This is a genomic window from Sphingomonas sp. 179-I 2A4 NHS (genome assembly GCF_045369135.1).
Lineage (GTDB): Bacteria > Pseudomonadota > Alphaproteobacteria > Sphingomonadales > Sphingomonadaceae > Sphingomonas.
Map to the genome: position 1 here is coordinate 131400 of NZ_JBIQFL010000005.1, position 25253 is coordinate 156652.

31 protein-coding genes are annotated in these 25253 nt (G+C 66.2%); 10 read left to right on the forward strand and 21 right to left on the reverse strand.

The annotated features are described in order from the left end of the window. Positions 1–97: 97 nt before the first annotated feature. From ACH0CP_RS10875 to hisB, 8 genes are all read right to left on the reverse strand, one after another. On the reverse strand, positions 98–1675 hold the full coding sequence (locus tag ACH0CP_RS10875) for an amino acid permease (protein WP_294441678.1): 1578 nt from the start codon (positions 1673–1675) through the stop codon (positions 98–100). Positions 1676–1801: 126 nt separating this feature from the next. Beyond that, positions 1802–2194, reverse strand: a complete 393-nt coding sequence (locus ACH0CP_RS10880) for a histidine triad nucleotide-binding protein (protein WP_406888763.1) — start codon at positions 2192–2194, stop codon at positions 1802–1804. Between the two features lie 8 nt (positions 2195–2202). After that, positions 2203–2538 (reverse strand): phosphoribosyl-ATP diphosphatase, encoded by a 336-nt coding sequence (locus tag ACH0CP_RS10885; protein WP_294441676.1) that lies wholly within the window; start codon positions 2536–2538, stop codon positions 2203–2205. Between the two features lie 32 nt (positions 2539–2570). Then, a complete protein-coding gene (locus ACH0CP_RS10890; protein ID WP_294441675.1) occupies positions 2571–2747 on the reverse strand; it encodes a hypothetical protein in 177 nt (58 codons plus the stop codon). Between the two features lie 37 nt (positions 2748–2784). After that, positions 2785–3546, reverse strand: coding sequence for an imidazole glycerol phosphate synthase subunit HisF (gene hisF, locus ACH0CP_RS10895; protein WP_406888761.1), 762 nt, complete (start codon positions 3544–3546; stop codon positions 2785–2787). Next, a complete protein-coding gene (hisA, locus tag ACH0CP_RS10900; RefSeq protein WP_406888758.1) occupies positions 3543–4277 on the reverse strand; it encodes a 1-(5-phosphoribosyl)-5-[(5-phosphoribosylamino)methylideneamino]imidazole-4-carboxamide isomerase in 735 nt (244 codons plus the stop codon). Before hisA ends, hisF begins: the two co-directional genes overlap by 4 nt. Further along, the gene (gene hisH, locus ACH0CP_RS10905; protein WP_406888756.1) at positions 4274–4879 is read right to left on the reverse strand and encodes an imidazole glycerol phosphate synthase subunit HisH; all 606 of its coding nucleotides are present in this window, start codon (positions 4877–4879) and stop codon (positions 4274–4276) included. Before hisH ends, hisA begins: the two co-directional genes overlap by 4 nt. Then, positions 4876–5463 (reverse strand): imidazoleglycerol-phosphate dehydratase HisB, encoded by a 588-nt coding sequence (gene hisB, locus ACH0CP_RS10910; RefSeq protein ID WP_406888754.1) that lies wholly within the window; start codon positions 5461–5463, stop codon positions 4876–4878. Before hisB ends, hisH begins: the two co-directional genes overlap by 4 nt. Positions 5464–5536: 73 nt before the next feature. Here hisB and ACH0CP_RS10915 point away from each other — a divergent pair, with 73 nt between their 5' ends. From ACH0CP_RS10915 to ACH0CP_RS10925, 3 genes are all read left to right on the forward strand, one after another. Then, the gene (locus tag ACH0CP_RS10915; RefSeq protein ID WP_294441670.1) at positions 5537–6019 is read left to right on the forward strand and encodes an SspB family protein; all 483 of its coding nucleotides are present in this window, start codon (positions 5537–5539) and stop codon (positions 6017–6019) included. 84 nt (positions 6020–6103) lie between these two features. Further along, the gene (fumC, locus tag ACH0CP_RS10920; protein ID WP_406888904.1) at positions 6104–7495 is read left to right on the forward strand and encodes a class II fumarate hydratase; all 1392 of its coding nucleotides are present in this window, start codon (positions 6104–6106) and stop codon (positions 7493–7495) included. Positions 7496–7540: 45 nt separating this feature from the next. Beyond that, on the forward strand, positions 7541–7762 hold the full coding sequence (locus ACH0CP_RS10925; protein WP_294441669.1) for a hypothetical protein: 222 nt from the start codon (positions 7541–7543) through the stop codon (positions 7760–7762). Here ACH0CP_RS10925 and ACH0CP_RS10930 read toward each other — a convergent pair. Then, positions 7731–8321, reverse strand: coding sequence for a DUF2585 family protein (locus tag ACH0CP_RS10930; RefSeq protein WP_406888753.1), 591 nt, complete (start codon positions 8319–8321; stop codon positions 7731–7733). The genes ACH0CP_RS10925 and ACH0CP_RS10930 overlap by 32 nt on opposite strands. Here ACH0CP_RS10930 and gmk point away from each other — a divergent pair. Then, positions 8320–8976, forward strand: coding sequence for a guanylate kinase (gene gmk / locus ACH0CP_RS10935; RefSeq protein WP_294441668.1), 657 nt, complete (start codon positions 8320–8322; stop codon positions 8974–8976). The genes ACH0CP_RS10930 and gmk overlap by 2 nt on opposite strands. A gap of 30 nt (positions 8977–9006) precedes the next feature. Here the strand turns inward: gmk and ACH0CP_RS10940 are convergent, their stop codons facing one another. Together ACH0CP_RS10940 and ACH0CP_RS10945 are read right to left on the reverse strand one after the other, a co-directional pair. After that, positions 9007–9690 (reverse strand): ATP12 family chaperone protein, encoded by a 684-nt coding sequence (locus ACH0CP_RS10940; RefSeq protein WP_406888751.1) that lies wholly within the window; start codon positions 9688–9690, stop codon positions 9007–9009. Further along, positions 9687–9899, reverse strand: coding sequence for a hypothetical protein (locus ACH0CP_RS10945; protein ID WP_406888749.1), 213 nt, complete (start codon positions 9897–9899; stop codon positions 9687–9689). Before ACH0CP_RS10945 ends, ACH0CP_RS10940 begins: the two co-directional genes overlap by 4 nt. Before the next feature lie 180 nt (positions 9900–10079). On the opposite strand from ACH0CP_RS10945, the gene ACH0CP_RS10950 reads away from it, so the two are divergent. Continuing rightward, on the forward strand, positions 10080–10292 hold the full coding sequence (locus ACH0CP_RS10950) for a hypothetical protein (RefSeq protein ID WP_406888747.1): 213 nt from the start codon (positions 10080–10082) through the stop codon (positions 10290–10292). A gap of 76 nt (positions 10293–10368) precedes the next feature. Here ACH0CP_RS10950 and ACH0CP_RS10955 read toward each other — a convergent pair whose 3' ends face one another. The 3 genes from ACH0CP_RS10955 to ACH0CP_RS10965 are packed head-to-tail and all read right to left on the reverse strand — an operon-like array spanning position 10369 to position 12618. Then, positions 10369–11457, reverse strand: coding sequence for an RluA family pseudouridine synthase (locus ACH0CP_RS10955; RefSeq protein WP_406888744.1), 1089 nt, complete (start codon positions 11455–11457; stop codon positions 10369–10371). Beyond that, entirely contained in the window at positions 11454–11828 is a 375-nt protein-coding gene (gene crcB, locus ACH0CP_RS10960; RefSeq protein WP_406888741.1) for a fluoride efflux transporter CrcB, read from the reverse strand. Before crcB ends, ACH0CP_RS10955 begins: the two co-directional genes overlap by 4 nt. Before the next feature lie 43 nt (positions 11829–11871). Continuing rightward, positions 11872–12618 (reverse strand): hypothetical protein, encoded by a 747-nt coding sequence (locus ACH0CP_RS10965; protein WP_406888740.1) that lies wholly within the window; start codon positions 12616–12618, stop codon positions 11872–11874. Positions 12619–12732: 114 nt separating this feature from the next. Between ACH0CP_RS10965 and ACH0CP_RS10970 the strand changes: the two genes are divergently transcribed. Further along, positions 12733–12954 (forward strand): hypothetical protein, encoded by a 222-nt coding sequence (locus tag ACH0CP_RS10970; RefSeq protein WP_406888738.1) that lies wholly within the window; start codon positions 12733–12735, stop codon positions 12952–12954. 14 nt (positions 12955–12968) lie between these two features. Here the strand turns inward: ACH0CP_RS10970 and ACH0CP_RS10975 are convergent, their stop codons facing one another. Next, positions 12969–13943: an SPOR domain-containing protein gene (locus ACH0CP_RS10975; protein ID WP_406888735.1), complete on the reverse strand. Its 975-nt coding sequence runs from the start codon at positions 13941–13943 to the stop codon at positions 12969–12971. Positions 13944–14314: 371 nt separating this feature from the next. Here ACH0CP_RS10975 and ACH0CP_RS10980 point away from each other — a divergent pair, with 371 nt between their 5' ends. Further along, positions 14315–15607 (forward strand): tetratricopeptide repeat protein, encoded by a 1293-nt coding sequence (locus tag ACH0CP_RS10980; protein ID WP_406888733.1) that lies wholly within the window; start codon positions 14315–14317, stop codon positions 15605–15607. 81 nt (positions 15608–15688) lie between these two features. Here the strand turns inward: ACH0CP_RS10980 and ACH0CP_RS10985 are convergent, their stop codons facing one another. From ACH0CP_RS10985 to ACH0CP_RS11000, 4 genes are all read right to left on the reverse strand, one after another. Beyond that, positions 15689–16912, reverse strand: coding sequence for a dihydroorotase (locus ACH0CP_RS10985; RefSeq protein WP_406888731.1), 1224 nt, complete (start codon positions 16910–16912; stop codon positions 15689–15691). After that, positions 16909–17895 (reverse strand): aspartate carbamoyltransferase catalytic subunit, encoded by a 987-nt coding sequence (locus ACH0CP_RS10990; RefSeq protein ID WP_406888729.1) that lies wholly within the window; start codon positions 17893–17895, stop codon positions 16909–16911. The genes ACH0CP_RS10985 and ACH0CP_RS10990 overlap by 4 nt, the downstream gene beginning before the upstream one ends. A 66-nt stretch (positions 17896–17961) precedes the next feature. Beyond that, positions 17962–18420, reverse strand: a complete 459-nt coding sequence (gene ruvX / locus ACH0CP_RS10995) for a Holliday junction resolvase RuvX (protein ID WP_406888726.1) — start codon at positions 18418–18420, stop codon at positions 17962–17964. Next, complete coding sequence (locus ACH0CP_RS11000; RefSeq protein ID WP_406888725.1) at positions 18417–19517, reverse strand: DUF3089 domain-containing protein; 1101 nt, start codon at positions 19515–19517, stop codon at positions 18417–18419. Before ACH0CP_RS11000 ends, ruvX begins: the two co-directional genes overlap by 4 nt. Before the next feature lie 83 nt (positions 19518–19600). On the opposite strand from ACH0CP_RS11000, the gene gatC reads away from it, so the two are divergent. From gatC to gatB, 3 genes are read left to right on the forward strand one after another with little or no spacing between them, the layout of a single operon-like run. Beyond that, positions 19601–19903 (forward strand): Asp-tRNA(Asn)/Glu-tRNA(Gln) amidotransferase subunit GatC, encoded by a 303-nt coding sequence (gene gatC, locus ACH0CP_RS11005; protein ID WP_406888722.1) that lies wholly within the window; start codon positions 19601–19603, stop codon positions 19901–19903. Between the two features lie 60 nt (positions 19904–19963). Further along, on the forward strand, positions 19964–21448 hold the full coding sequence (gatA, locus tag ACH0CP_RS11010; protein WP_406888719.1) for an Asp-tRNA(Asn)/Glu-tRNA(Gln) amidotransferase subunit GatA: 1485 nt from the start codon (positions 19964–19966) through the stop codon (positions 21446–21448). 27 nt (positions 21449–21475) lie between these two features. Beyond that, positions 21476–22939, forward strand: a complete 1464-nt coding sequence (gene gatB / locus ACH0CP_RS11015) for an Asp-tRNA(Asn)/Glu-tRNA(Gln) amidotransferase subunit GatB (RefSeq protein ID WP_406888717.1) — start codon at positions 21476–21478, stop codon at positions 22937–22939. Between the two features lie 49 nt (positions 22940–22988). On the opposite strand, the gene ACH0CP_RS11020 is transcribed toward gatB, so the two are convergent. Both ACH0CP_RS11020 and ACH0CP_RS11025 read right to left on the reverse strand, forming a co-directional pair. Continuing rightward, positions 22989–24125 (reverse strand): epoxide hydrolase family protein, encoded by a 1137-nt coding sequence (locus ACH0CP_RS11020; RefSeq protein WP_406888715.1) that lies wholly within the window; start codon positions 24123–24125, stop codon positions 22989–22991. Positions 24126–24129: 4 nt separating this feature from the next. Next, a complete protein-coding gene (locus ACH0CP_RS11025; RefSeq protein WP_406888713.1) occupies positions 24130–25179 on the reverse strand; it encodes a phosphotransferase family protein in 1050 nt (349 codons plus the stop codon). Between the last annotated feature and the right edge of the window lie 74 nt (positions 25180–25253).

Here is a 25253-nt window from a genome sequence, read left to right on the forward strand (position 1 = left end):
CGCTTTCGTTAGGCGAGCCGCCGGTTCCCGCCAAGCACCTGCAAGAAGGCCCGGGAGCATCGCTCCCGGGCCTTCCTGAACTCGCCTGAACCTCGCCTCAGCGAACGCCGGGCACCGGCGGATCGAGTTCGGTCACCGCCTCGTCCTCATGAACTTCGACGAGTCCGCGGCCGAGGTGCGACGCGCGATAGCCATAGGCATAATAGATCACCAGGCCGATGATGCCCCAGATCGGCAGCACCAGCATCGCATCCAGCGGCAGGTTGAAGAACAGGAAGATGCAGCCCGCAATGGTCATCGGCCCGATCAGCCACAGCGCCGGCGTGCGGAAATCACGCTTCCGGTTCGGCTCGCGGCGGCGCAGGATCATCACCGCGATCGCCACCATCATGAAGGCGTAGAGCGTCCCGGCGTTGGCGATATCAGCCAGCTTGCCGACCGGCAGGAACGCTGCCGCGAAGGCCACCGCGCCGCCGGTGATGGCAGTCACGATGTACGGCGTCTTCCACTTCGGGTGTACGGTGGAGAGCTTGTCCGGCAGCAGGCCGTCACGGCTCATCACGAAGAAGATGCGCGTCTGGCCGAACATCAGGATCAGGATCACCGAAGGCAGCGCGAGGAATGCCGCAATGCCAAGCATGTTGCCGACGCCCGACCAGCCGATCTGGCGAAGGACGTGTGCCAGCGCTTCGTTCGAGCAGACCAGCGGCAGCTGATCGGCGGCATAGGTCGCGCACTGGCGCGCCAGTTCTTCCGAACCGGCCGGGAAGGGAACGCCGTTCGGCCCCATGATCGGCTGGCCGCCCACGGTGCCGATCGCGCCCGCAGCCACCAGGATGTAGAAGACGGTGCAGAACAGCAGCGAGGCGACGAGGCCGATCGGCACGTTGCGCTGCGGGTTCTTGGTCTCCTCGGCCGCGGTCGAGACCGCGTCAAAGCCCACATAAGCAAAGAAGATCGTCGCTGCTGCGCCTACCGCGCCGACGCCGGTGCCAAAGCCGCCGAAGACGCCGGCCGGCAGGAACGGGTTGAAACGGTCGGTGTCAAAGGCGTCCGACGGCAGCGTCAGGGCGATGAAGGCGGTCAGCGCGGTCACCTTGATGGCGACCAGAACGGCATTGACGCGGGCGCTTTCGGTGGTGCCGATCATCAGCAGCCAGGTGATCAGAAGCGCGATGAAAACGGCCGGAAGGTTGATGAAGCCGCCTTCGACACCGCCCAGTGCCAGCGGTGCACCGGATAACCAGGGAGGTAAGTGTATGCCGAGGAATTCGTTGAGGATGGTGCCGGTGAAATAACCTGACCAGCCGACCGATACCGCGCTCGCCGCTACCGCATATTCAAGGATGAGGGCCCATCCGACCGTCCAGCCGATCACCTCCCCCATGGTGGCGTAGCTGTAGGTGTAGGCCGATCCCGCGACCGGGATCATCGCTGCAATCTCGGCGTAGCAAAGTGCCGCCACGATGCAGATCAGGCCGGCGATGGCGAAGGCCAGCATCAGGCCCGGTCCCGCCTTCTGGGCGCCGGCGGATGTCAGCACGAATATGCCTGTTCCGATGACGCAGCCGATGCCGAATAAGGTTAGCTGGAACCAGCCCAGTGTACGATGAAGCGACTTCTTCTCGGCAGTTGCCAAGATGGCGTCGAGTGGCTTTACTCGGCCAAAGATCATGCGGCCCTTCCCCCAGGAGGTGCGGCCCTCTGCCGGCCGCGCTTTCGTGAAGGGGCCAGAATTAGCGGGAGATGAGCCTCGCGCAATCCCTCACCGCGCGAGCGGGGGGATCGGCCGAAGATTCATTCACTTGGCGCTGTCGTTCTGCGCCAGCATCGGGCCCAGCGGGCGGCCCGCCAGGATATGGACGTGGAGGTGCGGCACTTCCTGGTGGCTGTGCGGCCCGGCGTTGGCGAGCAGGCGGTAGCCCGGCTCGACCAGCCCGGCCTCACGCGCGACGAGTCCGACGGCGCGAACGAAGCCGGCGATCTCGGCATCACTCGCCCGGGCGGAGAAATCGTCCCAGCTTACGTACGGTCCCTTGGGGATCACCAGCAGGTGGGTCGGCGCCCATGGCGCGATGTCATGGAACGCCAGCGCGTGATCGTCCTCATATACCTTCTTCGCCGGGATCTCGCCGCGCAGGATGCGGGCGAAGATGTTCTGGTCGTCATAGGGGCGAGTCGCGTCGACGGGCATGATCGGCCTCACTCAGGTCGGAAGGAGAGGGGGCGGCCGGCCTTCTCGTCATGGCCCGACTGGCCTTCGCGCCGCGCCAGTTCCTGGCGCACGTCGTTGAGACTCAGTCCGGCATCCGCCAGCAGCACGAGAAGGTGGAAGATCAGGTCGGCCGCCTCGGGCACGATCGCGCTGTCGTCTCCCGAACAGGCGGCGATCACCGTTTCCACCGCTTCCTCGCCCAGCTTCTGGGCGATCTTGTGCCGCCCGCGGAAGAACAGGCTCGCGGTATAGGAGCGGACCGCGGGCGCATCCTTGCGCGCGCGGATCGTGGCTTCGAGGCGGTCCAGCATGTCTTCGGCCATGCATCAGCCGGTGCCGCGCGGCGGCGGTCAGGTCAACCTTTGCGCGCGCGCTTGCGCAGCGCACGTCGCGCCAACCACACTGCAACGGCCGCGACCGCGAACAGGGCGACGTCGGACAGTTCCGGTCCGGTGCGCGGCGTGGAGACAGCAGAACGCCCGCCGTCGGCCACCGCCGGCGCGGCAAGGAACAGGATCGCGATCAGCCACATGGTGCGTGATCCATAGGCCGCCACGGTTATCGAGCCGTCAACGCGAGCGGACGAGAACGCCGGCAGCAGCCAGCGCGGCGTGCGCGTCGGCGATGGTCGCTTCGCCGAAATGGAAGATCGAGGCGGCGAGCACGGCGGATGCGTGGCCCTGCGTCACCCCCGCGACGAGGTGATCGAGGTTGCCGACGCCGCCTGATGCCACGACGGGAACGCTCGTCCGGTCCGACACGGCGCGGATCAGGTCGAGGTCATAGCCGTCGCGGGTGCCGTCGCGATCCATCGACGTCAGCAGGATCTCGCCCGCGCCCAGCTCTGCCAGGCGCAGCGCATGCTCCACCGCGTCGATGCCGGTGGCGCGCCGCCCGCCATGGGTGAACACTTCCCAGCCATCTCCGCTGCGCCGCGCATCGACACTGGCAACGCAGCACTGGCTGCCGAATCGCTCCGCGATGTCGGCCACCACTTCCGGCCGGGATACGGCAGCGGAATTGACCGCCACCTTGTCCGCCCCTGCCAGCAGAAGCGCGCGCGCGTCATCCGCCGTGCGCACGCCGCCGCCGACGGTCAGCGGCATGAAGCACACCGCCGCGGTGCGTCGCACCACGTCCAGGATCGTGTCCCGTCCTTCGTGGCTCGCGGTGATGTCGAGGAAGCACAATTCGTCCGCGCCCGCCGCATCATAGGCGCGCGCCTGCTCCACCGGGTCACCTGCGTCGACCAGGTCGACGAAGTTCACCCCCTTCACGACGCGCCCATTGGCGACGTCGAGGCAGGGGATCACGCGCGCGCGGACCGTCATGCCGCCGCCGCCACGCTCAGCGCTGCGGCAAGGTCGAGCCGCCCGTCGTACAATGCCCGGCCGGTGATCACCCCTTCGACGCCGTCGCGCGTATGCAGGGCAAGCACATGGATGTCGCCGATCCCCTTGACGCCGCCGCTAGCGATCACCGGGATCGACACCGACCGCGCCAGATCCACCGTTGCCTCGACGTTGCAGCCCTTCAGCAGCCCGTCGCGCCCGACATCGGTGAACAGCAGCGCCGCAACGCCAGCATCCTCGAACTGCCGCGCCAGGTCGACCGCGCTGGTGGTCGACACGTCGGCCCAGCCCTTGGTCGCAACCATCCCGTCACGCGCGTCCACCGCAACCACGATCCCGCCCGGGAAAGCGGCGGCCATGTCGCGAACGAACTGCGGATTCTCGAGCGCAGCGGTACCAATCACCACCCGTGCGACACCAAGATCGAACCATCTTTCCACACTTTGTGCCGTTCGGATGCCACCGCCGAGCTGAACATGACCGGGAAAGCACGCCACAATCGAGCGTACCGCGTCGCCATTGCGGCTCTCGCCAGCAAACGCCCCGTCCAGATCAACGACGTGAAGATGCCCGGCACCGGCCTCGGCGAACAGCATCGCCTGCGCCGCCGGATCGTCCCCATAGACGGTCGCGCGGTCCATATCCCCCTCGGCGAGCCGCACGACCTGGCCTGCCTTAAGGTCGATCGCAGGGAAGACGATAAGGCTCACGGCCGCCACTCCAGAAAACGGGCGAGCAGTGCCAGGCCGTAGCGCTGGCTCTTCTCGGGATGGAATTGCACGCCGACGATATTGTCGCGACCGATCGCCGCGGTGACCGGCCCCGCGTGATCCGTGCGGGCGATCACGTCATCGCCCTCGAAGGCATAGCTGTGCAGGAAATAGGCCTCGCCCGGCGCGATCAGTGGATGGTCGCTGACCGGCATCACGTCGTTCCAGCCCATGTGTGGAACCTTGGCGTCAGTACCGGCCGGATCGAGCCGGCGCACCGCACCTGAAATCCACCCAAGTCCAGCATGTTGTCCCAGTTCCTCGCCACGATCTGCGAGGAGTTGCATGCCGACGCAAACGCCGAGGAATGGCGTGCCCTCCTCAAGCACGCGCTCCCGCAGCGCCGCTTCCAGGCCGTCGATCGCACGAAGGTTCGCCGCGCACGCGCCGAACGCGCCAACGCCGGGCAGAACGATGCGGTCGGCACGCAGGATCGCCTCGGGATCGGCGGTGATCGTGACGTTATCCGCTCCCGCAGCCCGGAGCGCATTCTCGACCGAGTGGAGGTTGCCCGACTGGATGTCGACCAGCGCCAGTGTCACAACACGCCCTTGGTGGAGGGGATGGCGTCCGCTTTTCGCGGATCGATCTCGATCGCCTTGCGCAGAGCGCGGGCCAGGCCCTTGAACGCGCTCTCGGCGATGTGATGATTGTTCTCGCCGTGCAGTGTCTCAACATGCAGCGTGATTCCAGCAGCTTGTGCGAAGCTATGAAACCAGTGTTTGAAGAGTTCGGTGTCCATCTCGCCGAGCTTCTTCTGGCTGAACTCCGTCTTCCAGACGAGCCACGGGCGGCCGGAGATATCGAGCGCGACGCGGGTCAGCGTCTCGTCCATCGGTGACAGCGCGTCGCCGTAGCGGCGGATACCGCGCTTGTCGCCAAGCGCCTTGGCAACGGCTTCGCCGATCGCGATGCCGGTATCTTCCACCGTATGGTGCTGATCGATGTGCAGATCGCCCTTCGTTTCGACGTCGAGATCGATCAGCGAGTGCCGCGAAAGCTGCTCCAACATGTGATCGAAGAAGCCGACTCCGGTCGAAATCCGGTAGATGCCGGTACCGTCAAGGTTGACGGTGACCGCGATTCGGGTCTCGTTGGTGTCGCGACGGATCGTGGCGGTGCGCATGGGCGCGCACATAGCGGAGCAGCCACGTCATGCAATCTTGACCGTACGCGGTGGTCCGTTACCCATGGCGGCAATGGACGATCATTCTCCCGATAGCCTGATTCCGTACGACGAGATCGTGCAGGAGGCGCTTCGCGCCGTCGTCGGTCGCGTGCTCGGCTCGGTCGCCGAGGGCGGCGGGCTGCCCGGCGACCATCATTTCTACATCACCTTCAAGACTCAGGCCGCTGGCGTGGACATCCCGAAGCGGCTGATCGAGCGCTTCCCGGACGAGATGACGATCGTCCTGCAGAACCGGTACTGGGATCTGACGGTGGACGATACACGCTTCTCCGTCGGCCTGAGCTTCAATCAGGTGCCCTCGAAGCTCGTCATCCCCTATTCCGCGATCACGGGCTTCCACGATCCGTCGGTCAATTTCGAGCTGCGCTTCCAGGCCCAGGAAGGCCCTGGCGACGGCCCAGGCCCGCATGATCCGGCCGAGAACGATGGCCCTCCGGTGCCGGCCGAGGACGGCTCGAACGTCGTCGCGGTGGACTTCAAGCGCAAGAAATAACCTGGCTCGTCGGATGCGGGTGCCATCGTGCAACCGAAGTGCCCGCCGGGAGCTTGAGGATCAGGCTTCCGCGGGAACGACGAGATCATGACCACACGCACCGAAACCGATTCGCTTGGCCCCATCGAGGTGCCGGCCGATGCCTATTGGGGCGCGCAGACGCAGCGCTCGATCGAGAATTTCCCGTTTCCCTCGACCGAGCGGATGCCGATCGCCATCGTCCATGCGCTGGCGCTGGTGAAGCAGGCCGCCGCCCGAGTGAACCGCCGCCATGGCCTGGAGCCTGAGAAGGCGAAGGCGATCGAGGAGGCAGCCGCGGAAATCGTCGCGGGCAAGCTCGACGACCAGTTCCCGCTCGTCATCTGGCAGACGGGCAGCGGCACGCAGAGCAACATGAACGTCAATGAGGTGATCGCTGGCCGTGCCAACGAGATCCTGACCGGCACGCGTGGCGGCAAAAGCCCGGTCCACCCCAACGACGACGTCAATCGGGGGCAATCCTCCAACGATTCGTTTCCTACCGCGCTCCACGTTGCCGCGGCATTGGGCGCGACTCAGCGGTTGCTCCCGGCGCTGGAGCGGCTGGAACGTGCGCTTCTCGAGAAGGCGGAGGCGTGGCAGCGGATCGTGAAGATCGGCCGCACCCACCTGCAGGACGCGACGCCGCTGACGCTGGGGGATGAATTCTCCGGCTACCACAGGCAGTTGCGGCTGGCCCGCACGCGCCTGATTCCGGCGATCGAACAGGGCCTTTCACAGTTGGCGCAAGGCGGCACGGCTGTAGGAACCGGACTGAATGCGCCACCGGGCTTCGACAGGGACGTTGCGGTGGAACTGTCTGAACTCACCGGATTTGCGTTCGAGACAGCGCCGAACAAATTCGAGGCACTCGCAAGCAACGATACGCTGGTGGACTTCTCGGGACGGCTCAACACGCTGGCCGTGGCACTGACGAAGATAGCGAACGATATCAGGCTTCTGGGATCAGGGCCGCGTTGCGGCATCGGCGAGCTTGTCCTGCCCGCGAACGAACCGGGCAGTTCGATCATGCCGGGCAAGGTGAACCCGACGCAGGTCGAGATGCTGACGATGGTAGCGGCGCAGGTGATCGGCAATCACGCTGCCATCACCGTAGGCGGTATGCAGGGGCATCTCGAGCTCAACGTGTTCAAGCCGATGATTGGTGCCGCAGTGCTTCGATCGATCGATCTGCTGGCCGTCGGGATGGAGAGCTTTGCGGAGCGCTGCATCGAGGGTCTCGAGGCGGACGAGCGGCGGATCGCCGAATTGCTGGATCGATCGCTGATGCTGGTGACCGCGCTGGCGCCGGAGATCGGCTATGATCAGGCGGCCAGGATCGCCAAGCATGCTCATGCCGAGGGGCTGACGCTGCGCGAAGCGGGGTTGGCGCTGGAGCTTGTCGACGAGGAGACCTTCGACCGGGTGGTGCGCCCCGAAGCGATGCTTGGAACCTGAGCACCGGCATCATTGTTGAACGTCGGAACGAGGGAAGGGAGCTATATGATTCGCACCATCATCGGCGCGCTTGTGGGCAGTGAACTCGATCGGCGGGACGGCCGTGGCGGGCTGAAGGGCGCGGCAATGGGAGCGCTGGCTGCGCGTGCCGTCACTCGCACCGGCCCCTTCGGGCTGCTGCTGGGCGGCGGTTATGTCGCCAAGAAGATGTACGATCGCCGCAAGGCTTCCCGGGTCACGGCTGGCCGGTCTGCTGCCAAGCCCTGACGGCGTCGCTCGGGGCGATCAGCATCAGCAAGTTGAGCGTCAGATTGTCCCGGATCGCAGCCAGCGCAATGAGTTCGAGCAGGATGGCCAGCGCGACCCCGCCCCAGCGGGGTAGCCACGCCGCCAGCCAGAAGCCGAGCGCCATCATCGCCATGTCGCTGACCGAATTCAGGATACTATCGCCGGAGTAGCCGAAGGTCATCGTCACCGCGCGGTACCGGTCGATGATGAGGGGCGAGTTTTCCAGCACTTCCCAGCCAGCTTCGATGATCAGGGCCAGCAGGAAGCGCGTGCCGATGGGCTGGCGACGGAGCAGCAGCCAGCCGAGCGAGTAGAAGATCAGGCCGTGGACGATGTGGCTGAGTGAATACCAGTCGGCGATCTGCTGGCTGTTCTCGTCCGATTGAACCAGGCCGTGCCACAGCCTGATCGTGCCGCACGGGCAAATCGGCGATCGCCCCATCACATAGAGGGTCAGGGTTGCCAACCCGATGATCGTCACGGCAGCTGCCGCGACCTGCCTTGACGCTAGCCCCATCGCCGCGGCACTAGCGCGCATGGCCGCCTCCAACCAGTCCGATCCCCATGGCATGCGTCGCCGTGGGGTACTCTTCGTGCTTTCCTCCCCGTCGGGCGCTGGAAAATCCACCATCGCCCGCAAGCTGCTGGCGGCGGAGCCAGAACTGTCGATGTCGGTATCCTATACGACCCGCGCGCCGCGGCCCGGGGAGGTGGACGGAAAGGATTATCACTTCGTCTCGCTTGAGAAGTTTCGAGAGATGGTGTCGGACCACGAGTTCCTGGAGTGGGCGCACGTGTTCGACAATCGCTACGGCACGCCGAAGGCGGATGTGTTCCATACGCTAAGCGAGGGGCAGGACATCCTGTTCGACATCGACTGGCAGGGCGCGCAGCAGCTTCATCAACTGGCCGGCGGAGACGTGGTGCGCGTGTTCATCCTGCCGCCGTCCATGGCGATCCTGCGCGATCGACTGGAGAAGCGCGCGACGGATAGCCAGGACGTGATCGATGCGCGGATGGCGCGCGCCGCCAACGAGGTCAGCCACTGGGACGGCTATGACTATGTGCTGGTGAACGACGATCTCGAACAATGTTTCGAGCATGTCCGCACGATCCTGGCCGCGGAACGGCTCAAGCGATCGCGGCAGACGGGGATCATTGGATTTATTCGCAGCCTGCTGAAGAGCGGCTGATCCGCGCGCCCGCTCGAGCGCAGCGCGGAATCAGGATACCAATGCGAGAAATCGCGCCGCGGCGGCAAAGTCACGATGCCGTGCATCGCGCGCTTCCGCGGCGAGCACATCTTCGCCCCATTGGTCGACCTGCCACATCTCGTCCACCAGGGCGGCGTTCCAGAGTGCCTCGACATCGATTGCGCCCTCAGCGAGCGCAAGCGTGCCGACCAAGGTGCCGCTGATCGTGACGAGGGGCTGAAGCGCGACCAGCCGGAAGGGCGGGCGGCTCGCCACAGCTTCCGAAAGGCGCGCGATGGTCGCGGCGGGCTGCGGACGATGCATGACGCCGCTCACCAACTCGAAATGAACATCGTAGCGATCGCGCGCCCAATCGAGCAGCGGATTCCATGCTGCTGCTTCCCGCGCGATCAGTTCCGCAGGCGAGTCGGCGCGGTAGTAGAGCAAGTCACTTTCCGCATAAGCGGCAAGGCCGGCAGCGAAGGCGGCGGGATCAGGCGCCACACGATCGATGGCCGCGTTGGCAAGGCCGGTGAGCGGCATCGCGCGCGGATCGATCGTCTCTTCGACTGCGTCCCATTCCGAGGCGATGGCCTGGGCGAGCGCATCGGTTGGCAGGGCGAGCGGGCTCCGTCCCGGTGTGCGGACGGGCCGTTCATCGAGCCGAACCACGTTGTCTGAATCGACGCTTACCGACTTCCAGAACCGCTTCACGGCCGGGGGCTCCGCCAGCGGCGGGCGAGCGCGCGCGGCACGATCGCCATCGTCCACAATGCCGCGATCACGATCCCGCCGCCAAGCAACTTGCGTCCCAGCTCCTCGCCATGCGCGAGCAGCAGCACGCCGAGGACGGCAGCCATTGCCGTCACCAGGCGGACGAGCACCAGCACGAGCCAGCGTGATCGGGCGGGGTCGGTTGTCATCGGCGCTGCTATGGCCGATCCGCCTGCGGCTTTCCAGCCGCGACAAGCTGGCGCGGAAATCCGACCAGCTGCCTGGCAACCTCTTGGTTACAAACGGACATTATGGTTTAATTCCACATGTAGCGAGAGCGGGCCCGGGGGGGCAGCCTCGAACCAGCGGTGATGAGGAACGGGACGGCGATGGTCGGCGCGGCGGTGTTTGTTTACGGTTTGCTGATGAGCTTTGTTTTTTCGCGCGCCTCGCGCAACGCAAAGCTCCGTCGTCCCAACCCGCCGGTGATGCAATATGTCGGGTATGTGCTCTGCGGGATTACGGCAGGGGCGTCGGTGGTGCTGATGTGCCACGCAATCGGCGATTCGATGGGCATGCCACTGCTGCCGCTGACCATCTGACGCCTGGCTGGCATGGCCAGCGGGCGTTCATAGCTGATTGATGTCGATCCCCGCGGCTCGCGCCGCGGGTGATGACTTATTCCTTGGCTCCGCGCCCGCGGCGTTCGCCGCGCCGGGCCTTGCGGACCTGCTTTGCGTGGGCGCGGGCTTTCGCTTTGCGGTCCTCCCGCGTCGGCGCCGGGCGGCTGTCGTCGGGCAACTGATCCCCCAGCGACTCTTCGAAGCCCAGACCAGCCAGGCTATCGCGGAAATGCGTTGGCAGCGATGCCGTCACGTCAATTGCGCCGCCGTCGGGATGATCGACGCGGATGCGCCGGGCGTGGAGATGCAACTTGCGGCTAATCCCGCCCGTCAGGAATGCAGCGGGGCCGCCATATTTGCCATCACCCACAATCGGGTGTCCGATGGCCGCCATATGGACGCGCAGCTGATGGGTGCGCCCGGTGAAGGGCTGTAGCTCCACCCAGGCCGCGCGGTTGCCGGCGCGTTCGATCACGCGGTAGCGGCTGCGCGACGGAGCGCCATTCTCCTCGTCGACGTGCATCTTCTCGCCGCCAGTGCCCGGCTGCTTGGCGATCGGCAGATCGACCACGCCGTCGTCGATCGAGGGCACGCCGACGACCAGCGCCCAATAGACCTTCTTTGCGGATCGCCCGGAGAATGCCTTGGCAAAGAAGGCGGCGGCACGGCTGGTGCGGGCGACCAGCAGCGCGCCTGACGTATCCTTGTCGAGCCGGTGGACAAGCTTCGGCCGCCCTTCGGCCTCGAACTGAAGCGCGTCGAGTAGCCCGTCGACGTGTTGCGTTGTCTTGGTGCCGCCCTGTGTCGCGAGCCCCGGCGGCTTGTTCAGCACGAAGGCGGCGGGATCCTGGTGGATGACCAGTTCACGCGCGAACGCCACCTCATCCTCGCTGAGCGGGGGACGCACGCGCTTTGGCCGCGCATCGGCGCGTGGCGCTTCCTCTGGCGGCAATCGCAACGTCTGACCCGCGACGACCCGGTCGCCTGGACCGACGCGTGCGCCGTCGAGCCGCAGCTGCCCCGTGCGCGCCCATTTGGCGACGGTGGTGAAGCTCGTGTCGGGCAGATGGCGCTTGCACCAGCGATCAACGCGGATGCCATCGTCATCCGGCGCGACGGTGAACTGGCGGACGGTGTCGCTCATGCAAAGCCCCTCGTCAGACCCAGGCCAAGCGCCAATGCGCCAATCGCACCAAATACGGAGAGGATGACGTAGGCCAGCATGGCGGCGATCTCGCCGCGCTGGATCATCAGCACCGCGTCGAGCGAGAAGGCGGAGAAGGTCGTGAAGCCGCCGAGTACGCCAACGCCGAGCAGCAGGCGCCAAGCCTCGCCATCGCTAACGCGTGACAGCGAGCCGGCGAGGACACCCATGACGAGCCCGCCGACGATATTGACCGTCAGCGTGCCCCAGGGCCACGCCGGACCAAGCGCAGCAAGCGCTGCGCGCCCGACCAGATGGCGCAGTCCGGCGCCGACCGCGCCGCCGGCCATCACGAGAAACAAGGAATTCATCCGCGTCTCCCTAGAGGGAACGGCCGCGGGGCGGAAGGGACGATCAGCTGCCGTCGGCCATCAAGTCCACTTGCGTACCGCCATTCTTGCCGGGATTCATGATCACCATGAAAGCTGCGCCGCGCTTCGTGCCGGCAAGGACATGTTCCTTGCCCTCGGCCTGATGGCCGGCGCGATATCCTGCGTCCGTGGTGCGGGTGAAATACCAGTCGAGCAGCCGCTGCATCGGTGCCGCCGACGTGAAGCTCACGACGCGCAGCGCGCAGCCCTCGCCGTCTGCCCCGGCAGCCTCGGTAACACGCGCGTCTGGATAGAGCGGCACGCCGGCGGGCAGGCGGTTGGCCCAGTCGTTCGAGTAGGCAACGTTGTTGGCGCAGCGTGGCGAGGCGCCCTGGCTTGACGCGAGCGCCCCCAGGGTCAGCGCGCGGCGGGCAGCGGCGCACTGCTTGCAGTCACCCGAAGCGGGCGGGGCAGGGCGGACGGTGTCGGTCTCTTCCTTTCTTGCGGCGTCAGCGATGCCATCTGGCGGGACTGCACCCGATACCGGCTGCGCCGGTGGACGCACCGTATCGGCGTTCGCCTGCTGGACGAGCGCCGGATCGACCATGATCTGGTCCTTGAGCGTGCTCTGTAGCGCGGGATCGGCGGCACTTGAGGCGGCGTTCGCCTGTGCCAGCGTGTTGTCGAGGTCGGCAAGTGCGGCCTCTTCAGTCGGCGTTTTGCCGCACCCGGCTGCAATCAGCGCCAGCGCCAGCGCCGCCCCATGGCCAATCAGGCGTTTCATCGTCATCCCCGCGTGATCCTATCGGAAGGGCAGCTTGGCACGGCAGGCGTTAAAGAACGGTACGGGCACTAATGGTGTATCATTCTTGCAATACACGTCGGGTGGCGTCATGTGGAGAGAATGCTGAACCTTGTTTCGATTTTGATCGGTCTTGTTACCCTGGCCCTGGGGCTTGTCGCGTTCATGCCGCTACTGGGCTGGCTCAACTGGCTGGTGATCCCGATCGGGATCGTCGGCGCCGCCGTGGGCGCGCTTTCGAGCACCAACGGCGGTCGCAATCTCAACATCGTGCTGATCGTGATCTTCGCCCTGCGGCTGATGCTGGGCGGCGGCATTTTCTGATCAGCGGGCGCCGGTCACGGCGCCACGACGACGCAGGCAACGCCCGCCTTGGTGCACGCTGCCTGCGCCGCTGCCTTGGAGGAAAAGCCGGTCGCCTGGAGGCGGGTGACGGCGCCTGCCTTCACATAGCTGGGGCTGCCGCCCGTGCGGCTGCCGACCTTCGCCCATAGGCCGCGCGCATTGCTCTCGTCCCGGAAGGCGCCGAGCTGGATGCGCCATGCGCCGCCTGAGGTGCCGGGCGCAGACGTGGCTGCCGGCCTTGTCGCTGCGGCGGGGCGCTGTGCGATGGCGGGCGCCGGGGTCGGCTTCGCAGAAGGTGCGGCCGCAACCGCGCCCTGGCGGGCGGGCGTCGTGGCCGGGGCGGTTGCAGGTACCGGTGCCGTCCGGCCGGGGAGGGGTGCGGGCGGCGCGGCCATGGCGAGCGAGCGGGCATCCGCCTCGTACTTGCGGGCAAGGGCGAGGCCCTGCTGTCGCTGCGGGGCGGGGATATATTGATCCATCTGCGCCAGCGTCTGCGAGGCTTGGGGCAGACTCTGCTGCGAGGAACGCGTCACCAAGGCGTAGGCACGGACCCAATCCTTGGGGACCCCATCCCCGTTGAACAGCATCGTGCCGAGAACGAGCTGCGTGCGCTTCTCGCCGCGCGCGACGGATTTTTCGAGCCAGGGGAGCGCTTCGGCCTTCTTCCCTTCCTGAAAAAGGATCAAACCATAGTTATCGATGGCCTGCGCGTGGTTCTGAATGGCGGCTTTCCGGTACCATTCGGTCGCAATTGGCATGTCGATGGGGACGCCTCGTCCAAGCTTGTACGCCTGTCCCAGGTTGAACTGCGCATCGGCATCGCCCGCGACAGCGAGCGGGCGCCAGATGTCGACCGCCGCCTTGTAATCACCGCGCGACCAGGCATCCACGCCCTGCTTCACGTCAGCCGCGGCGGGCGCCGCGATCGCAACGATGCCGCCGAACAATCCCCAATACGCCTTGTTCATCCCACCACCCCAATCAACCGCAGGTTATCCCTGACGAAGCCGCATCGGCTTCATGCCCGAGAAGCGCGGTTTGAGCCAGTACGGTAATCAGCCCGTTAACTGCTTCGACCGTCTCAAATTGCCCGCTTTACCATTCCTTATCTAACCCTGTGCCATGCCTGATCATGAACAGGGCGGGAGTTCGGCGAGGTTGATGGGCGGTTCGCTACGAACAGCGCGGCAAGGCGGATCGGGCAACTCCGATCCGGCGAACGTGGCTGTCGGGCGGATGCTGCCGCGTTCCTTCCCGGATCTTCCGACCACCTCGCGGGCGCAGCGGCGATCGTGCCGACGGCGTCCCGCCAGACACTTCGTTCGTTCGAGGATTGATCATGAACATGCGCGCGATTGCCGGTCTCAGCCTTTCGGCCCTGATGCTTGGTGGAACGATGGTCGCTTGCTCGCAGGGCGGCATCGCGACGGCGAGCAGCCGTGATGCCTCGGCGGCAGCAAAGACCGCGGCGAAGAACGCCGAGAAGGCGAACAAGGCGCTCGCAAAGGGTGATGCGAACAAGGCAATCGGGTTCGCGGAAGCCGCAGTGGCGCTGATGCCGCAGAATACCGACTATCGTTCGCTGCTGGCGGGCGCTTATCTCAAGGCGGGCCGCTTCACCTCGGCCCACGCCGCCTACGCCGATCTGCTTCAGCTGACACCCGGTAACGGCAAGGCGGCGCTTAACCTGGCCTTGGCGATGATCGCGGAGGGGCAGTGGGACGAAGCGCGCCAGACGCTGGAGGCGCACGCGAGCGTCGTTCCTGCAGGTGACCGCGGCTTGGCGGTGGCGCTGGCGGGTGATCCGGCGACCGGCGTCGAACTGCTCACCGCTGCCGCGCGATCGCCCGACGCCGATGCGAAGACGCGGCAGAACCTGGCGCTGGCACTGGCGCTGGCGGGACGCTGGGTCGAAGCGCGCGAAGTCGTGGGCATCGATCTGGCGCCGACGGACGCGGATGCCCGGATGGTGCAATGGGCGGCGTTCGCCAAGCCGGTTGGCGCGGCTGACCAGGTGGCCGCCCTGCTTGGAGTCATGCCGGTGAAGGATCCCGGCCGCCCCGTGGCGCTGGCGCTGAACGCAGCCGTGCCGGTAGCGGCGATGGCGGCAGCAGAGCCGGTCGAGGCGCCGGTGGCGACAAGCGAGCCGGTGGCAGCACCGGAAGCAGTGGCCGCCGTGGAAGCCCCACCATCGTCAGGCGCGGCTAGGATCGTCTTCGCCGAGCGGCGGGAGGTGGTGCAGGCGCTGCCGACACGTACGCCAGCGACGTTTGCGGCGCCCCGCACGGTCAAGACGCAGCTGGCGACGGCGTCCGCTGAGCCGAAGCCGGTTGCGCAGCCGAACAAGGGCAAGTGGTTCGTCCAGCTCGGTGCGTATGACAATGCGGCCGTGGCGAAGGACGCCTGGGGCCGCGCACAGCGCCGCTATCCGGCGTTCGAGCAGCAGACGCCAACCGGCATGGCGTTCAAGTCGTTCTACCGCCTGTCGGTTGGCGGCTTTGCCAAGGCCGACGCCGACGCGCTTTGCCGCGGTTATCGCGCCAAGGGCGGCGCGTGTTTCGTTCGCACCGGTGCGGGTGATCAGGTTGCGCAGTGGGTGAAGCCGGCAGGGGTGCAGGTGGCTTCGCGCTAAGCGCAGCCCGTGGGCTGCATTGGTTGAACGAGAAGGGCGTCACTCCAGCTCAGTGGGTGACGCCTTTTTCGTGCCAGGTGGCTATGAAAGTTCCCGGCCGCCTTTGAAGAGCCGGAGAACACGGCCCTGCACGGGAAGGCCGTCGAACGGTGTGTTGCCCGCTTGGCCGGGCAGCGTGTCAGCATCGATCTGCCACGGCACATCCGGATCGACCAGCATGAGGTCCGCCTCGGCACCCGGTGTCAGTGCGCCCACGTCGAGGCTAAGGACGCTCGCCGGGTTACGCGACAGAAGCGCGACGAGGCGATCGATGGTCACGCGTTCGTTACGCACCAACCCAAGTGCGAGCGGCAGCAGCGTGGCTGCACCTGCCGCGCCGACGCTGGCATCCGCGAACGGCAGGCGCTTTTCCTCCGGGCCGCGCGGATCGTGGCCGGAACAGAGGACGTCGATCGTGCCGTCGGCGAGCGCCGCAAGCGCTGCTTCGCGATCCTCCTGGGAGCGCAGCGGCGGCGACAGGTGCGCGAAGGTGCGAAAGTCGCTCATCGCGTTGTCCGCCAGCAGCAGATGGGCCGGCGTGATGCCGCAGGTGACTTGGACGCCGCGCCGCTTGGCGGCACGGATGAGATCGAAGCCGGCGGCGGTGGTGACTTGTCGCACGTGAAGGCGCGCGTCGGCTGCTTCGGCGAGCATCAGATCGCGGGCGATCGCCAGCGGCTCGGCGAGCGCCGGAGCGGCCGGCAAGCCAAGGCGGGTCGCGGTCTCCCCTTCGGTTGCGACCGCTTCGCCGACAATGCCGGCGTCCTCGGCATGGCTGATGACCGTCAGACCAAGATCATGCGCATAAGCGAGGACCCGTGCCATCACGCCCGAATCCCCGATCCAGCGCCGACCGGTGCCCACGGCGCGTGCGCCCGCCGAGGCGCAGATCGCCATTTCGGCAAGGTCGGTGCCAGCGAGGCCGCGTGTGGCGGCCGCGATCGGGTGGATCCACAGATCCGGCCGGCCGATCAGCGCGGATCGCTGGACGATGCCGGGCTCGTCGAGCACCGGCGACTGATCCGGCATCAGCCCGACGCGGACGATCCCGCCCGCACGAAACGCGGCGCGATCGATGGTTGCAACCCCAAGATCGACGATCGCCGGCATCAGCAGCTTGCCGCGGCAGTCGATCACGGTGGCCTTTTCAGCCGCGTCGTCAGCGGGATCAACGATCCGGCCGTCGGCAACGAAGAGGTCCCCGCGACGTTCGCCAGTCAGCGGGCACACGATGCGCGCGTCCCTGAAAAGCAGTGCCGCGCTCATGCCCAACCCTCCACGCCGCGCGCTCTTCGCGTCAGCACGTCCAGACACGCCATGCGGACCGCCACGCCCATCTCGACCTGCTCGGTAATGGCGGAGCGATCATGGTCTGCGACGTTCGAATCGATCTCGACTCCGCGGTTCATTGGCCCGGGGTGCATGACCAGGGCGTCGGGCTTCGCGCGGTCGAGCCGCTCCAGCGTGAGACCATAGCGCAGGCGATACTCGCGCATCGACGGAATGTAACCACCGGTCATGCGCTCGGTCTGGAGCCGGAGCATCATCACCACGTCCGCCCCCTCCAGCGCCGCGTCGAAATCGGTGAACGGCGTCACGCCCATGCGCTCGATCGCGGCCGGCATCAGCGTGGTCGGGGCGCAGACGCGCACATCGGCCGCAAGGGCAGTAAGGGCGAGGATGTTCGACCGTGCCACGCGGCTGTGCAGCACGTCGCCGCAAATGACGACTCGCTGGTTGTGGATCGTTCCCCGCCGCCGGCGGATCGTCAGCGCGTCCAGCAGCGCCTGTGTCGGATGCTCATGCCGACCGTCACCGGCGTTGAGGACGGGGCAATCCACCTTGTCGGCGATGAGCCGAACCGCGCCCGACGACATGTGGCGGATGACGAGGACGTCGGCACGCATGGCATTGAGCGTCATTGCCGTGTCGATCAGCGTTTCGCCCTTCTTCACGCTGGACTGCGCCGCGTGCATGTTCACGACGTCAGCACCCAGTCGCTTTCCGGCGATCTCGAAGCTGAGCAACGTGCGGGTCGAATTTTCGAAAAAGGCGTTGATCTGCGTGAGACCGGCGAGCCGCTTGTCTGGGGCGGCGCGATCGCGATTGGCGGTGATCCAGCCTTCCGCTTCATCAAGCAGGAAGGTGATCTCGTGCGGCTCCAGACCCTCGATACCGGTGAGGTGCCGGTGCGGGAAAACGGCGCCGCCGGAGATCAGCGACGCGGGGCGGTGGTCCGATGTTGGCATCGAGCGGGCGCGATAAAGCCGCAAGGCTGGCGAGGCAAGCGAAGCTGCCCGATCATCGCCATCTGCTCAGCCCTGCGTCAGCGCATCGATCGCTGCCTGCAGGATGTGGGCGGCAGCGAGGCTGTCGATCCGCTCTGCCCGCTTTGCGCGACTCATGTCCTGCTCGATCATCACGCGCTCCACCGCGACGGTGGACCAGCGCTCGTCCCACAGAAGGATCGGCCCGAGATCGGCGATGTTGCGGGCAAAGGCGCGAGTCGATTGGCTGCGTGGGCTTTCGCTGCCGTCGAGATTGAGCGGAAGGCCAAGGACGATGCCGGCGACCTGTTGCGCCGCGATCAGATCGGCAAGCGCGGCCTTGTCCTGCGTGAACTTGCGCCGCTTGATGAGCGGGGCAGGGCTGGCGAAGGTCCAGCCCGCATCGCACAGCGCGGTGCCGATCGTCTTGGTGCCGAGATCGAGCCCGATCAGGCGTCCGCCGCTCGGCAGAGCTTCGCGGAAGTCGGCGGCGGCGAGGGTGATCATCGTGCGGCCAGCCGGCGTGCGACATCGGCGCGCACGTTCGCCCAGAACAGGCTGTAGTCGTAGACGTGGTAGTTGTTGCCGGGGAGCACGTAAGGCCCCACGTCCGGCCCGTCGCCGATCAAGAGGAAGCCGCGATCGGCGCAGCGCGCGGGGACGCGGCCTGCCTCGATGCGGGCGCTGCCAAGGTCTTGGGCCGGGAACAGCGTGCCGACGTTGGCGCTGGCAGGGGCTGCAGCATCCGCCGTGCCGGTCAGCGGGTTCGTACAGACGAGCTTGCTTCCGCGGCGTGGCTTGCCATCGAAGCCGATTGTCTTGTCATAGGTGTCGATGACCAGTGAGGGATCGGCCGGCTCTCCGAACGTCGACCACGAAAGAATGCAGCCCCGCTGATCGGCGCGGGTACATTCAGGGAGGCCCATGGCGGCAAGATCGTTGCTGCGGCTGACGGGCCACCCGACGACATAGGCGGCGATGACGCGGCGGGCGAGCGGGGTGCCGGAGACCTTGTCCTTCAACAAGTGCGATAGATGAAGCGCACCCTGGCTATGGCCCGCTAGGATGATCGGCCGATCGGGGCCGATCTGACGGAGGAACGCCGCGAAGGCCGCCTGGATGTCTCCATAAGCGAGGTTCAGGGCGCGCTGCGCGTCGGCCGCATCGGTCAGGAACGAGCCGAAGGTCGCCTGGCGGTAACGCGGCGCCCAGATCTCGCCCGCTTGGTTGAAGGCGCTAGCCTGGCCGCGCAGGAAGAGGGCCGCGCGATCATTGGCCTCCTGATTGTCGAGCGGCGCGTTCCAGTGATCATCGCTGATATAGGACGTCGGGTGGATGAAGAAGACCGCCGCGCCCCCCGGCGCGGCACGGGGCTTGTATCCTTCCGGTACCCAGAGGGCGGGGTTGCCTGCACGGCCAGGGCGGGCGAGCCACATGCCGGGCCTATCATAGGCATTCTCCGCGACCTTCTTTTGCGGCTCGAATGGGCGGTCGGGAACGAAGGTCCAGCGGATCAGATCGTTGCCCCAGATTCGATACACGACGGCGCCGGCGAGGACGAGCGCGATGAGGAAGGCAATGACGTAAAGGAACTTGCGGGCCATGGCCCCGGCGCCTGCCCCAGCCGGGCCTCGCGCGCAACAGTGCGCCATTGCCTTGCGCAGCGCAGCAATGGTAGCGCGCCGACATGTCCGTAGATACCGCCACCGTGAAGAAGGTCGCGAGCCTTGCGCGCATCGCGATCGACGATGCCCATGCCGAGCGGCTCGTGCCCGAACTCAACAACATTCTGGGTTGGATCGAGCAACTGAGCGAAGTCGACACCAGCGGGGTCGAGCCGATGACGGCAGTGATCCCGAACAAGCTGCGCCTGCGCGACGACGTTGTGAACGCCGATCCGTTGACCGGCGGCGGGATCCGCGACGCGGTGCTCGCGAACGCGCCGCAGGCCGAGCACGGCTTCTTCACTGTGCCCAAGGTGATCGAGTGACCGCTTGGTTCGCCCCTATCGCGCCTGCGATCGCCTGCACTCTTCGTTCGAGTTTCGACCATGACTGATCTTACCGACCTTGGCATTCGCCAGATCCGCGACGGCGTGCGCGACGGGAGCTTCTCCGCGCGCGAAGTGGCGGAGGCTTTCACCCGCGCGGTCAGCGCCGCGAAGGAGCTGAATGCCTTTCTCGTCGAGACGCCGGAGCATGCGCTTGCCGCAGCCGACGCCGCCGATACAGCGCGCGCCTCGGGCGAGGCGCTGAAGCCGCTGGCCGGCGTCCCGATCGGGATGAAGGACCTGTTCTGCACCAAGGGTGTCCCGTCGACGGCCGCGAGCCACATCCTGGAAGGCTTTACGCCGCAGTATGAGTCGACCGTGTCGCAGCGCCTGTGGGACGCTGGCGCCGGGATGCTCGGCAAGCTCAACATGGACCAGTTCGCGATGGGCTCGTCGAATGAGACCAGCGCGTTCGGCAACGTCATCTCGCCGTGGCGGCGCAACGACGGCGGCAATGCCGCGCTGGCGCCGGGCGGATCCTCGGGGGGCAGTTCGGCGGCGGTTGCCGCGCGGCTGTGCCCGGGCGCGACCGGCACCGACACGGGCGGTTCGATCCGCCAGCCGGCGGCATTCACCGGTATCTCGGGGATCAAGCCGACCTACGGCCGCTGCTCGCGTTGGGGCGTCGTCGCTTTTGCGTCCAGCCTCGACCAGGCGGGGCCGATGGCGCGTGACGTGCGTGACTGCGCGATCATGCTGGAGGCAATGAGCGGCTTTGATCCCAAGGACGGAACCTCGCTGGACCTGCCCGTACCGCAGTGGGAGCAGCAGCTTGATGCGAGCCTTAAGGGCAAGCGCGTCGGCATTCCCAAGGAATATCGCGTCGACAACATGCCCGAGGAGATCGAGGCCCTGTGGCAGAGGGGCATCGAGTGGGTGAAGGATGCCGGTGCCGAAGTCGTGGAAGTGTCGCTGCCGCACACCAAATATGCCCTGCCGGCCTATTACATCATCGCACCGGCGGAGGCGTCTTCGAACCTCGCGCGCTATGATGGCGTGCGGTACGGCCAGCGCGACCTGCCGGATGGTGCCAACCTCCAGGCGATGTATGCCGCGACGCGCGCTGCTGGCTTCGGCGAGGAAGTGAAGCGTCGCATCCTGATCGGCACCTATGTGCTGTCGGCCGGTTTCTACGACGCCTATTTCACCCAGGCATCGAAGGTGCGGACGCTGATCGCACGCGATTTCGAGCGCGCGTGGGAGAGCTGCGACGTGCTGCTGACGCCAACGGCGCCGTCGGCGGCGTTCGCGCTGGGCGAGAAGAGCGCCGATCCGCTGGCAATGTACCTCAACGACGTGTTTACCGTGCCGTCGAGCCTCGCCGGCCTGCCGGCGATGAGCGTGCCGGGCGGCCTCGACAAGAACGGGCTGCCGCTGGGGCTGCAGGTGATCGGCAGGGCGCTGGACGAGCAAGGCGTGCTGAACGCGGCGCTGGCGATCGAGGAGCGCGCCGGCTTCACCGCCCGTCCGCAGGCCTGGTGGTAATGATGTTTGAATTCGGGGATCAGGCCAATGGCTGACGCAACCGCACCGTTCCGTATCAAGGGCGCCACCGGCGATTGGGAGGTCGTGATCGGCCTCGAAGTCCATGCCCAGGTGACGTCGAACGCGAAGCTCTTTTCCGGCGCCGCGACCGCATTCGGCGCGGAGCCGAACACCCAGGTGAGCCTGGTCGACGCTGCGATGCCCGGCATGCTGCCCGTGCCGAACCGCGAGTGCATCCGCCAGGCGGTGCGCACCGGCATGGCGATCGACGCGAAGATCAACAAATGGTCACGCTTCGACCGCAAGAACTACTTCTACGCCGATCTGCCGCAGGGCTATCAGATCTCGCAGCTCTATCACCCGCTGGTTGGCGAAGGCGCGGTCGAGATTGAGGACGGCGATACCGTCAAGACGATCGGCGTGGAGCGAATCCATGTCGAGCAGGACGCCGGCAAGCTGATGCACGATCAGCATCCGACGCGCTCCTATGTCGATCTGAACCGCTCGGGCGTGGCGCTGATGGAGATCGTCAGCCGGCCGGACATGCGCTCGCCGGCGGAAGCGGGCGCGTATCTGCGCAAGCTTCGCGCGATCCTGCGTTATGTCGGCAGCTGCGACGGCAACATGGAGGAAGGCTCCATGCGCGCTGACGTGAATGTCAGCGTGCGGCGGCCGGGCGAGGAGTTCGGTACACGGACCGAGACGAAGAACGTCAACTCGGTGCGCTTCGTGATGGCGGCGATCGAGCATGAGGCGAACCGCCAGGTCGACGTGCTGGAGAGCGGCGGGCGGATCGTGCAGGAGACGCGCCTGTTCAACCCGGACACGGGCACGACGCGATCGATGCGTTCCAAGGAGGATGCGCACGACTATCGCTATTTCCCGGATCCCGACCTGCTGCCGCTGGAACTGGACGACGCCTTCCTGGAGGAATGCCGCGCCTCATTGCCGGAACTGCCGGATGCCAAGCGCAAGCGTTACGAAGCTGCCGGCATCACCCCGTACAATGCCGGGGTGCTGACCGCCGAGGTGGAGACCGCGCGCTGGTTCGACGCGCTGCTGGAGGCCGGCGCTGCGCCGGTGGCGGCATCGAACTGGGTGACGGGTGAACTGTTCGGTGCGCTTAACCGCATCGGGAAGGATATCACGGAATCGCCGGTGACGCCAGGCCAGGCAGCCGAGCTGCTGGCGCTGGTGGCCGATGGCACCCTCTCCGGCAGCCTCGCGAAGCAGGTGTTCGAGGTGATGCTGGAGACGGGCGACGCGCCCGGCAAGATCGTCGAGGAGCGCGGGCTGAAGCAGACCAGCGATACCGGCGCGATCGAGGCGGTGATCGCCGAGGTGCTGGCGAAGAACCCAAACCAGCTGGAACAGTATCGCGGCGGCAAGGTGGCGCTGTTCGGCTTCTTCGTCGGCCAGACGATGAAGGCAATGGGCGGCAAGGCGAACCCGGGCGTGGTCAACGAGCTGTTGAAGAAGGCCTTGGGTTGAGGAGATCGTCCATCCTGCCCGTACTAGCCGGGCAGGATGGACGGGCCGGTCAGCGGAGCGTCCGGAACGCGTCGCGCACTTCGTCGACGAACAGTTCCGGTTGCTCGAAAGCGGCGAAGTGGCCGCCGCGGTCAAGCTCGTTCCAGTGGATGATGTTGGGGAATTGCCGTTCCGCCCAGCGGCGCGAGGCCCGGAAGATCTCCTTTGGGAAAATGCTGCACCCGGTCGGGACATTCACCGTCTCGCTCGAGAAGCTGCCGAAGCTTTCCCAGTAGAGCCGCCCGGAAGATGCGCCGGTGCCCGTCAGCCAATAGAGCATGATATCATCGAGCATCTCGTCACGGGTGAGGGCGTTTTCGGGCACGCCGCCGCAATCGGTCCACTCGCGGAACTTCTCGTAGATCCACATGGCCTGGCCGACGGGCGAGTCCACCAGCCCGTAGCCGAGGGTCTGCGGGCGGGTGGCCTGCTGCTGTGAATAGCCGTTGCCGTCCTTCATGTAGTTCTGAAGGCTTTCGAGCGCCGTCTTTTCGCGATCGGTCAGGGTCGCCATGTCCTCCGCGGTCGGTCTCGCCACCACCATGTTGAGGTGAATGCCAGCCACCGATGGATCAGCCGTCGCGCCGATTGCGGTGGTGACGGCCGAACCCCAGTCACCGCCTTGCGCGACGAAGCGATCATAACCCAGCCGCTTCATCAGCGCGATCCATGCCTTGGCGACGCGAGGCACGGGCCAGCCTTCGGAAGGACGCTGCGAGAAGCCGTAACCGGGGAGCGAGGGACAGACCACATGGAAGGCGTCCTCCGCGCGGCCACCATGCGCGACCGGATCCGTGAGCGGACCAATGACCTTCGAAAATTCAATCACCGAGCCCGGCCAGCCATGGGTGATGACGATCGGCAGGGCATTGGGCTCAGGCGAGCGCCGGTGGAGGAAGTGAAGCTGCAATCCATCGATTTCGGTGGTGAACTGACCGATGGCGTTCAGCGCGGTTTCGCACCGACGCCAGTCATATCGATGCTGCCAATGATCGACGAGCGCGCGCGCTGCATCAAGCGGGACGCCTTGCTGCCAGCCATCGACGGTTTCGCGCTCCGGCCAACGGGTGCGGGAAAGCCGCTGCTGCAGGTCATCGAGATCGGCCTGCGGCACGGCAAGGGTGAAGGGCGTGATCGCATCGCTCATGATCTTATCCGCGTCGCAAGATGGAGAGCGCCTGTTCGGCGAGCATCGGGGTGCCGTTGATCGCCTCGCCAGCATTCGGCGTCACCCCAGCGAGGGCACGAGCGTAGACGCCCTGGCTGATCGAGGCGAGGCGGAACACGGCGAAAGCGAGATAGAAGTTCCAGTCTTCGATCGCGCCGCCGCGTCTCGTGCGCCGACTGTAAGCGGCGACATACTCTGTCTCGGTCGGGATCCCGCTGGTGGTGAAATCCACCCCTTCCAACGTGCCCCAGCTGGGCGACGTCGAGTGCCACATGAAGCAATTATAACCGAGATCGGCCAGCGGGTGCCCGATGGTCGACAGTTCCCAATCGAGCACCGCGATGAGGCGCGGCTCGGTGGGATGGAACATGACGTTCTCCAACCGATAGTCGCCATGTGCGATGCCGACCGCCTCGTCCCTCGGAATACGGCCGGGGAGGTCGGCGATCAGCGCCTCCATCGCCGGGATCGGCTGCGTCTCCGCGCCACGATATTGCTTGGTCCACCGGGCGACCTGGCGCTCGAAATAGCCGGTCGGGCGGCCGTAGTCTTCCAGGCCGACCGCGCGGTGATCGACCGAGTGAAGCGCGGCCAGCGTTTTGTTGAGCTGGTCATATACCTCAGCCCGCTCGGCCGGCGACAGATCGGGGAGGGAAGCATCGCGGAAGATGCGGCCTTCCAGGTAATCCATGACGTAGAAGGCGGTGCCAATAATCTCGGGATCTTCGCACAGCGCGCGCATGTTCGGCACGGGAACATCGGTGTCGCGCAGCGCCGCCATCACACAGTACTCGCGGTCCACCTGGTGGGCACTCGCCAGCAACTGGCCTGGAGGCTTCTTGCGCAGGACGTAATCGCCGGCGTCGGTGGAAAGCATGAACGTGGGGTTGGAGGCGCCGCCGACGAACTGGCGGACCTGCATTCCATTGCCGAACCCGTCGACATTGCGATCCAGCCAGGCGGCGAGCTTCGCCTCGTCGAAGCGGTGCCGCTCTGCGACCTCGGTAAGTCGTGCGCCAGACGCCCCGCTCATGCAGCAACCGGCCGTTGATCGTTCATGCCCGCTCTCCTCGCATCGATTTTTGGAACGCGTAGCAAGAAAGCGTC

Excerpts from the sequence above, each read along its gene's own strand:
- ACH0CP_RS10875 (WP_294441678.1), bottom strand. The coding sequence starts at position 1,675 with ATGATCTTTGGCCGAGTAAAGCCACTCGACGCCATCTTGGCAACTGCC.
- ACH0CP_RS10880 (WP_406888763.1), bottom strand. The coding sequence starts at position 2,194 with ATGCCCGTCGACGCGACTCGCCCCTATGACGACCAGAACATCTTCGCC.
- ACH0CP_RS10885 (WP_294441676.1), bottom strand. The coding sequence starts at position 2,538 with ATGGCCGAAGACATGCTGGACCGCCTCGAAGCCACGATCCGCGCGCGC.
- ACH0CP_RS10890 (WP_294441675.1), bottom strand. The coding sequence starts at position 2,747 with ATGTGGCTGATCGCGATCCTGTTCCTTGCCGCGCCGGCGGTGGCCGAC.
- hisF (WP_406888761.1), bottom strand. The coding sequence starts at position 3,546 with ATGACGGTCCGCGCGCGCGTGATCCCCTGCCTCGACGTCGCCAATGGG.
- hisB (WP_406888754.1), bottom strand. The coding sequence starts at position 5,463 with ATGCGCACCGCCACGATCCGTCGCGACACCAACGAGACCCGAATCGCG.
- ACH0CP_RS10915 (WP_294441670.1), top strand. The coding sequence starts at position 5,537 with ATGGACGATCATTCTCCCGATAGCCTGATTCCGTACGACGAGATCGTG.
- ACH0CP_RS10925 (WP_294441669.1), top strand. The coding sequence starts at position 7,541 with ATGATTCGCACCATCATCGGCGCGCTTGTGGGCAGTGAACTCGATCGG.
- gmk (WP_294441668.1), top strand. The coding sequence starts at position 8,320 with ATGGCCGCCTCCAACCAGTCCGATCCCCATGGCATGCGTCGCCGTGGG.
- ACH0CP_RS10930 (WP_406888753.1), bottom strand. The coding sequence starts at position 8,321 with ATGCGCGCTAGTGCCGCGGCGATGGGGCTAGCGTCAAGGCAGGTCGCG.
- ACH0CP_RS10945 (WP_406888749.1), bottom strand. The coding sequence starts at position 9,899 with ATGACAACCGACCCCGCCCGATCACGCTGGCTCGTGCTGGTGCTCGTC.
- ACH0CP_RS10950 (WP_406888747.1), top strand. The coding sequence starts at position 10,080 with ATGGTCGGCGCGGCGGTGTTTGTTTACGGTTTGCTGATGAGCTTTGTT.
- ACH0CP_RS10955 (WP_406888744.1), bottom strand. The coding sequence starts at position 11,457 with ATGAGCGACACCGTCCGCCAGTTCACCGTCGCGCCGGATGACGATGGC.
- crcB (WP_406888741.1), bottom strand. The coding sequence starts at position 11,828 with ATGAATTCCTTGTTTCTCGTGATGGCCGGCGGCGCGGTCGGCGCCGGA.
- ACH0CP_RS10965 (WP_406888740.1), bottom strand. The coding sequence starts at position 12,618 with ATGACGATGAAACGCCTGATTGGCCATGGGGCGGCGCTGGCGCTGGCG.
- ACH0CP_RS10970 (WP_406888738.1), top strand. The coding sequence starts at position 12,733 with ATGCTGAACCTTGTTTCGATTTTGATCGGTCTTGTTACCCTGGCCCTG.
- ACH0CP_RS10975 (WP_406888735.1), bottom strand. The coding sequence starts at position 13,943 with ATGAACAAGGCGTATTGGGGATTGTTCGGCGGCATCGTTGCGATCGCG.
- ACH0CP_RS10980 (WP_406888733.1), top strand. The coding sequence starts at position 14,315 with ATGAACATGCGCGCGATTGCCGGTCTCAGCCTTTCGGCCCTGATGCTT.
- ACH0CP_RS10985 (WP_406888731.1), bottom strand. The coding sequence starts at position 16,912 with ATGAGCGCGGCACTGCTTTTCAGGGACGCGCGCATCGTGTGCCCGCTG.
- ACH0CP_RS10990 (WP_406888729.1), bottom strand. The coding sequence starts at position 17,895 with ATGCCAACATCGGACCACCGCCCCGCGTCGCTGATCTCCGGCGGCGCC.
- ruvX (WP_406888726.1), bottom strand. The coding sequence starts at position 18,420 with ATGATCACCCTCGCCGCCGCCGACTTCCGCGAAGCTCTGCCGAGCGGC.
- ACH0CP_RS11000 (WP_406888725.1), bottom strand. The coding sequence starts at position 19,517 with ATGGCCCGCAAGTTCCTTTACGTCATTGCCTTCCTCATCGCGCTCGTC.
- gatC (WP_406888722.1), top strand. The coding sequence starts at position 19,601 with ATGTCCGTAGATACCGCCACCGTGAAGAAGGTCGCGAGCCTTGCGCGC.
- gatA (WP_406888719.1), top strand. The coding sequence starts at position 19,964 with ATGACTGATCTTACCGACCTTGGCATTCGCCAGATCCGCGACGGCGTG.
- gatB (WP_406888717.1), top strand. The coding sequence starts at position 21,476 with ATGGCTGACGCAACCGCACCGTTCCGTATCAAGGGCGCCACCGGCGAT.
- ACH0CP_RS11020 (WP_406888715.1), bottom strand. The coding sequence starts at position 24,125 with ATGAGCGATGCGATCACGCCCTTCACCCTTGCCGTGCCGCAGGCCGAT.
- ACH0CP_RS11025 (WP_406888713.1), bottom strand. The coding sequence starts at position 25,179 with ATGAGCGGGGCGTCTGGCGCACGACTTACCGAGGTCGCAGAGCGGCAC.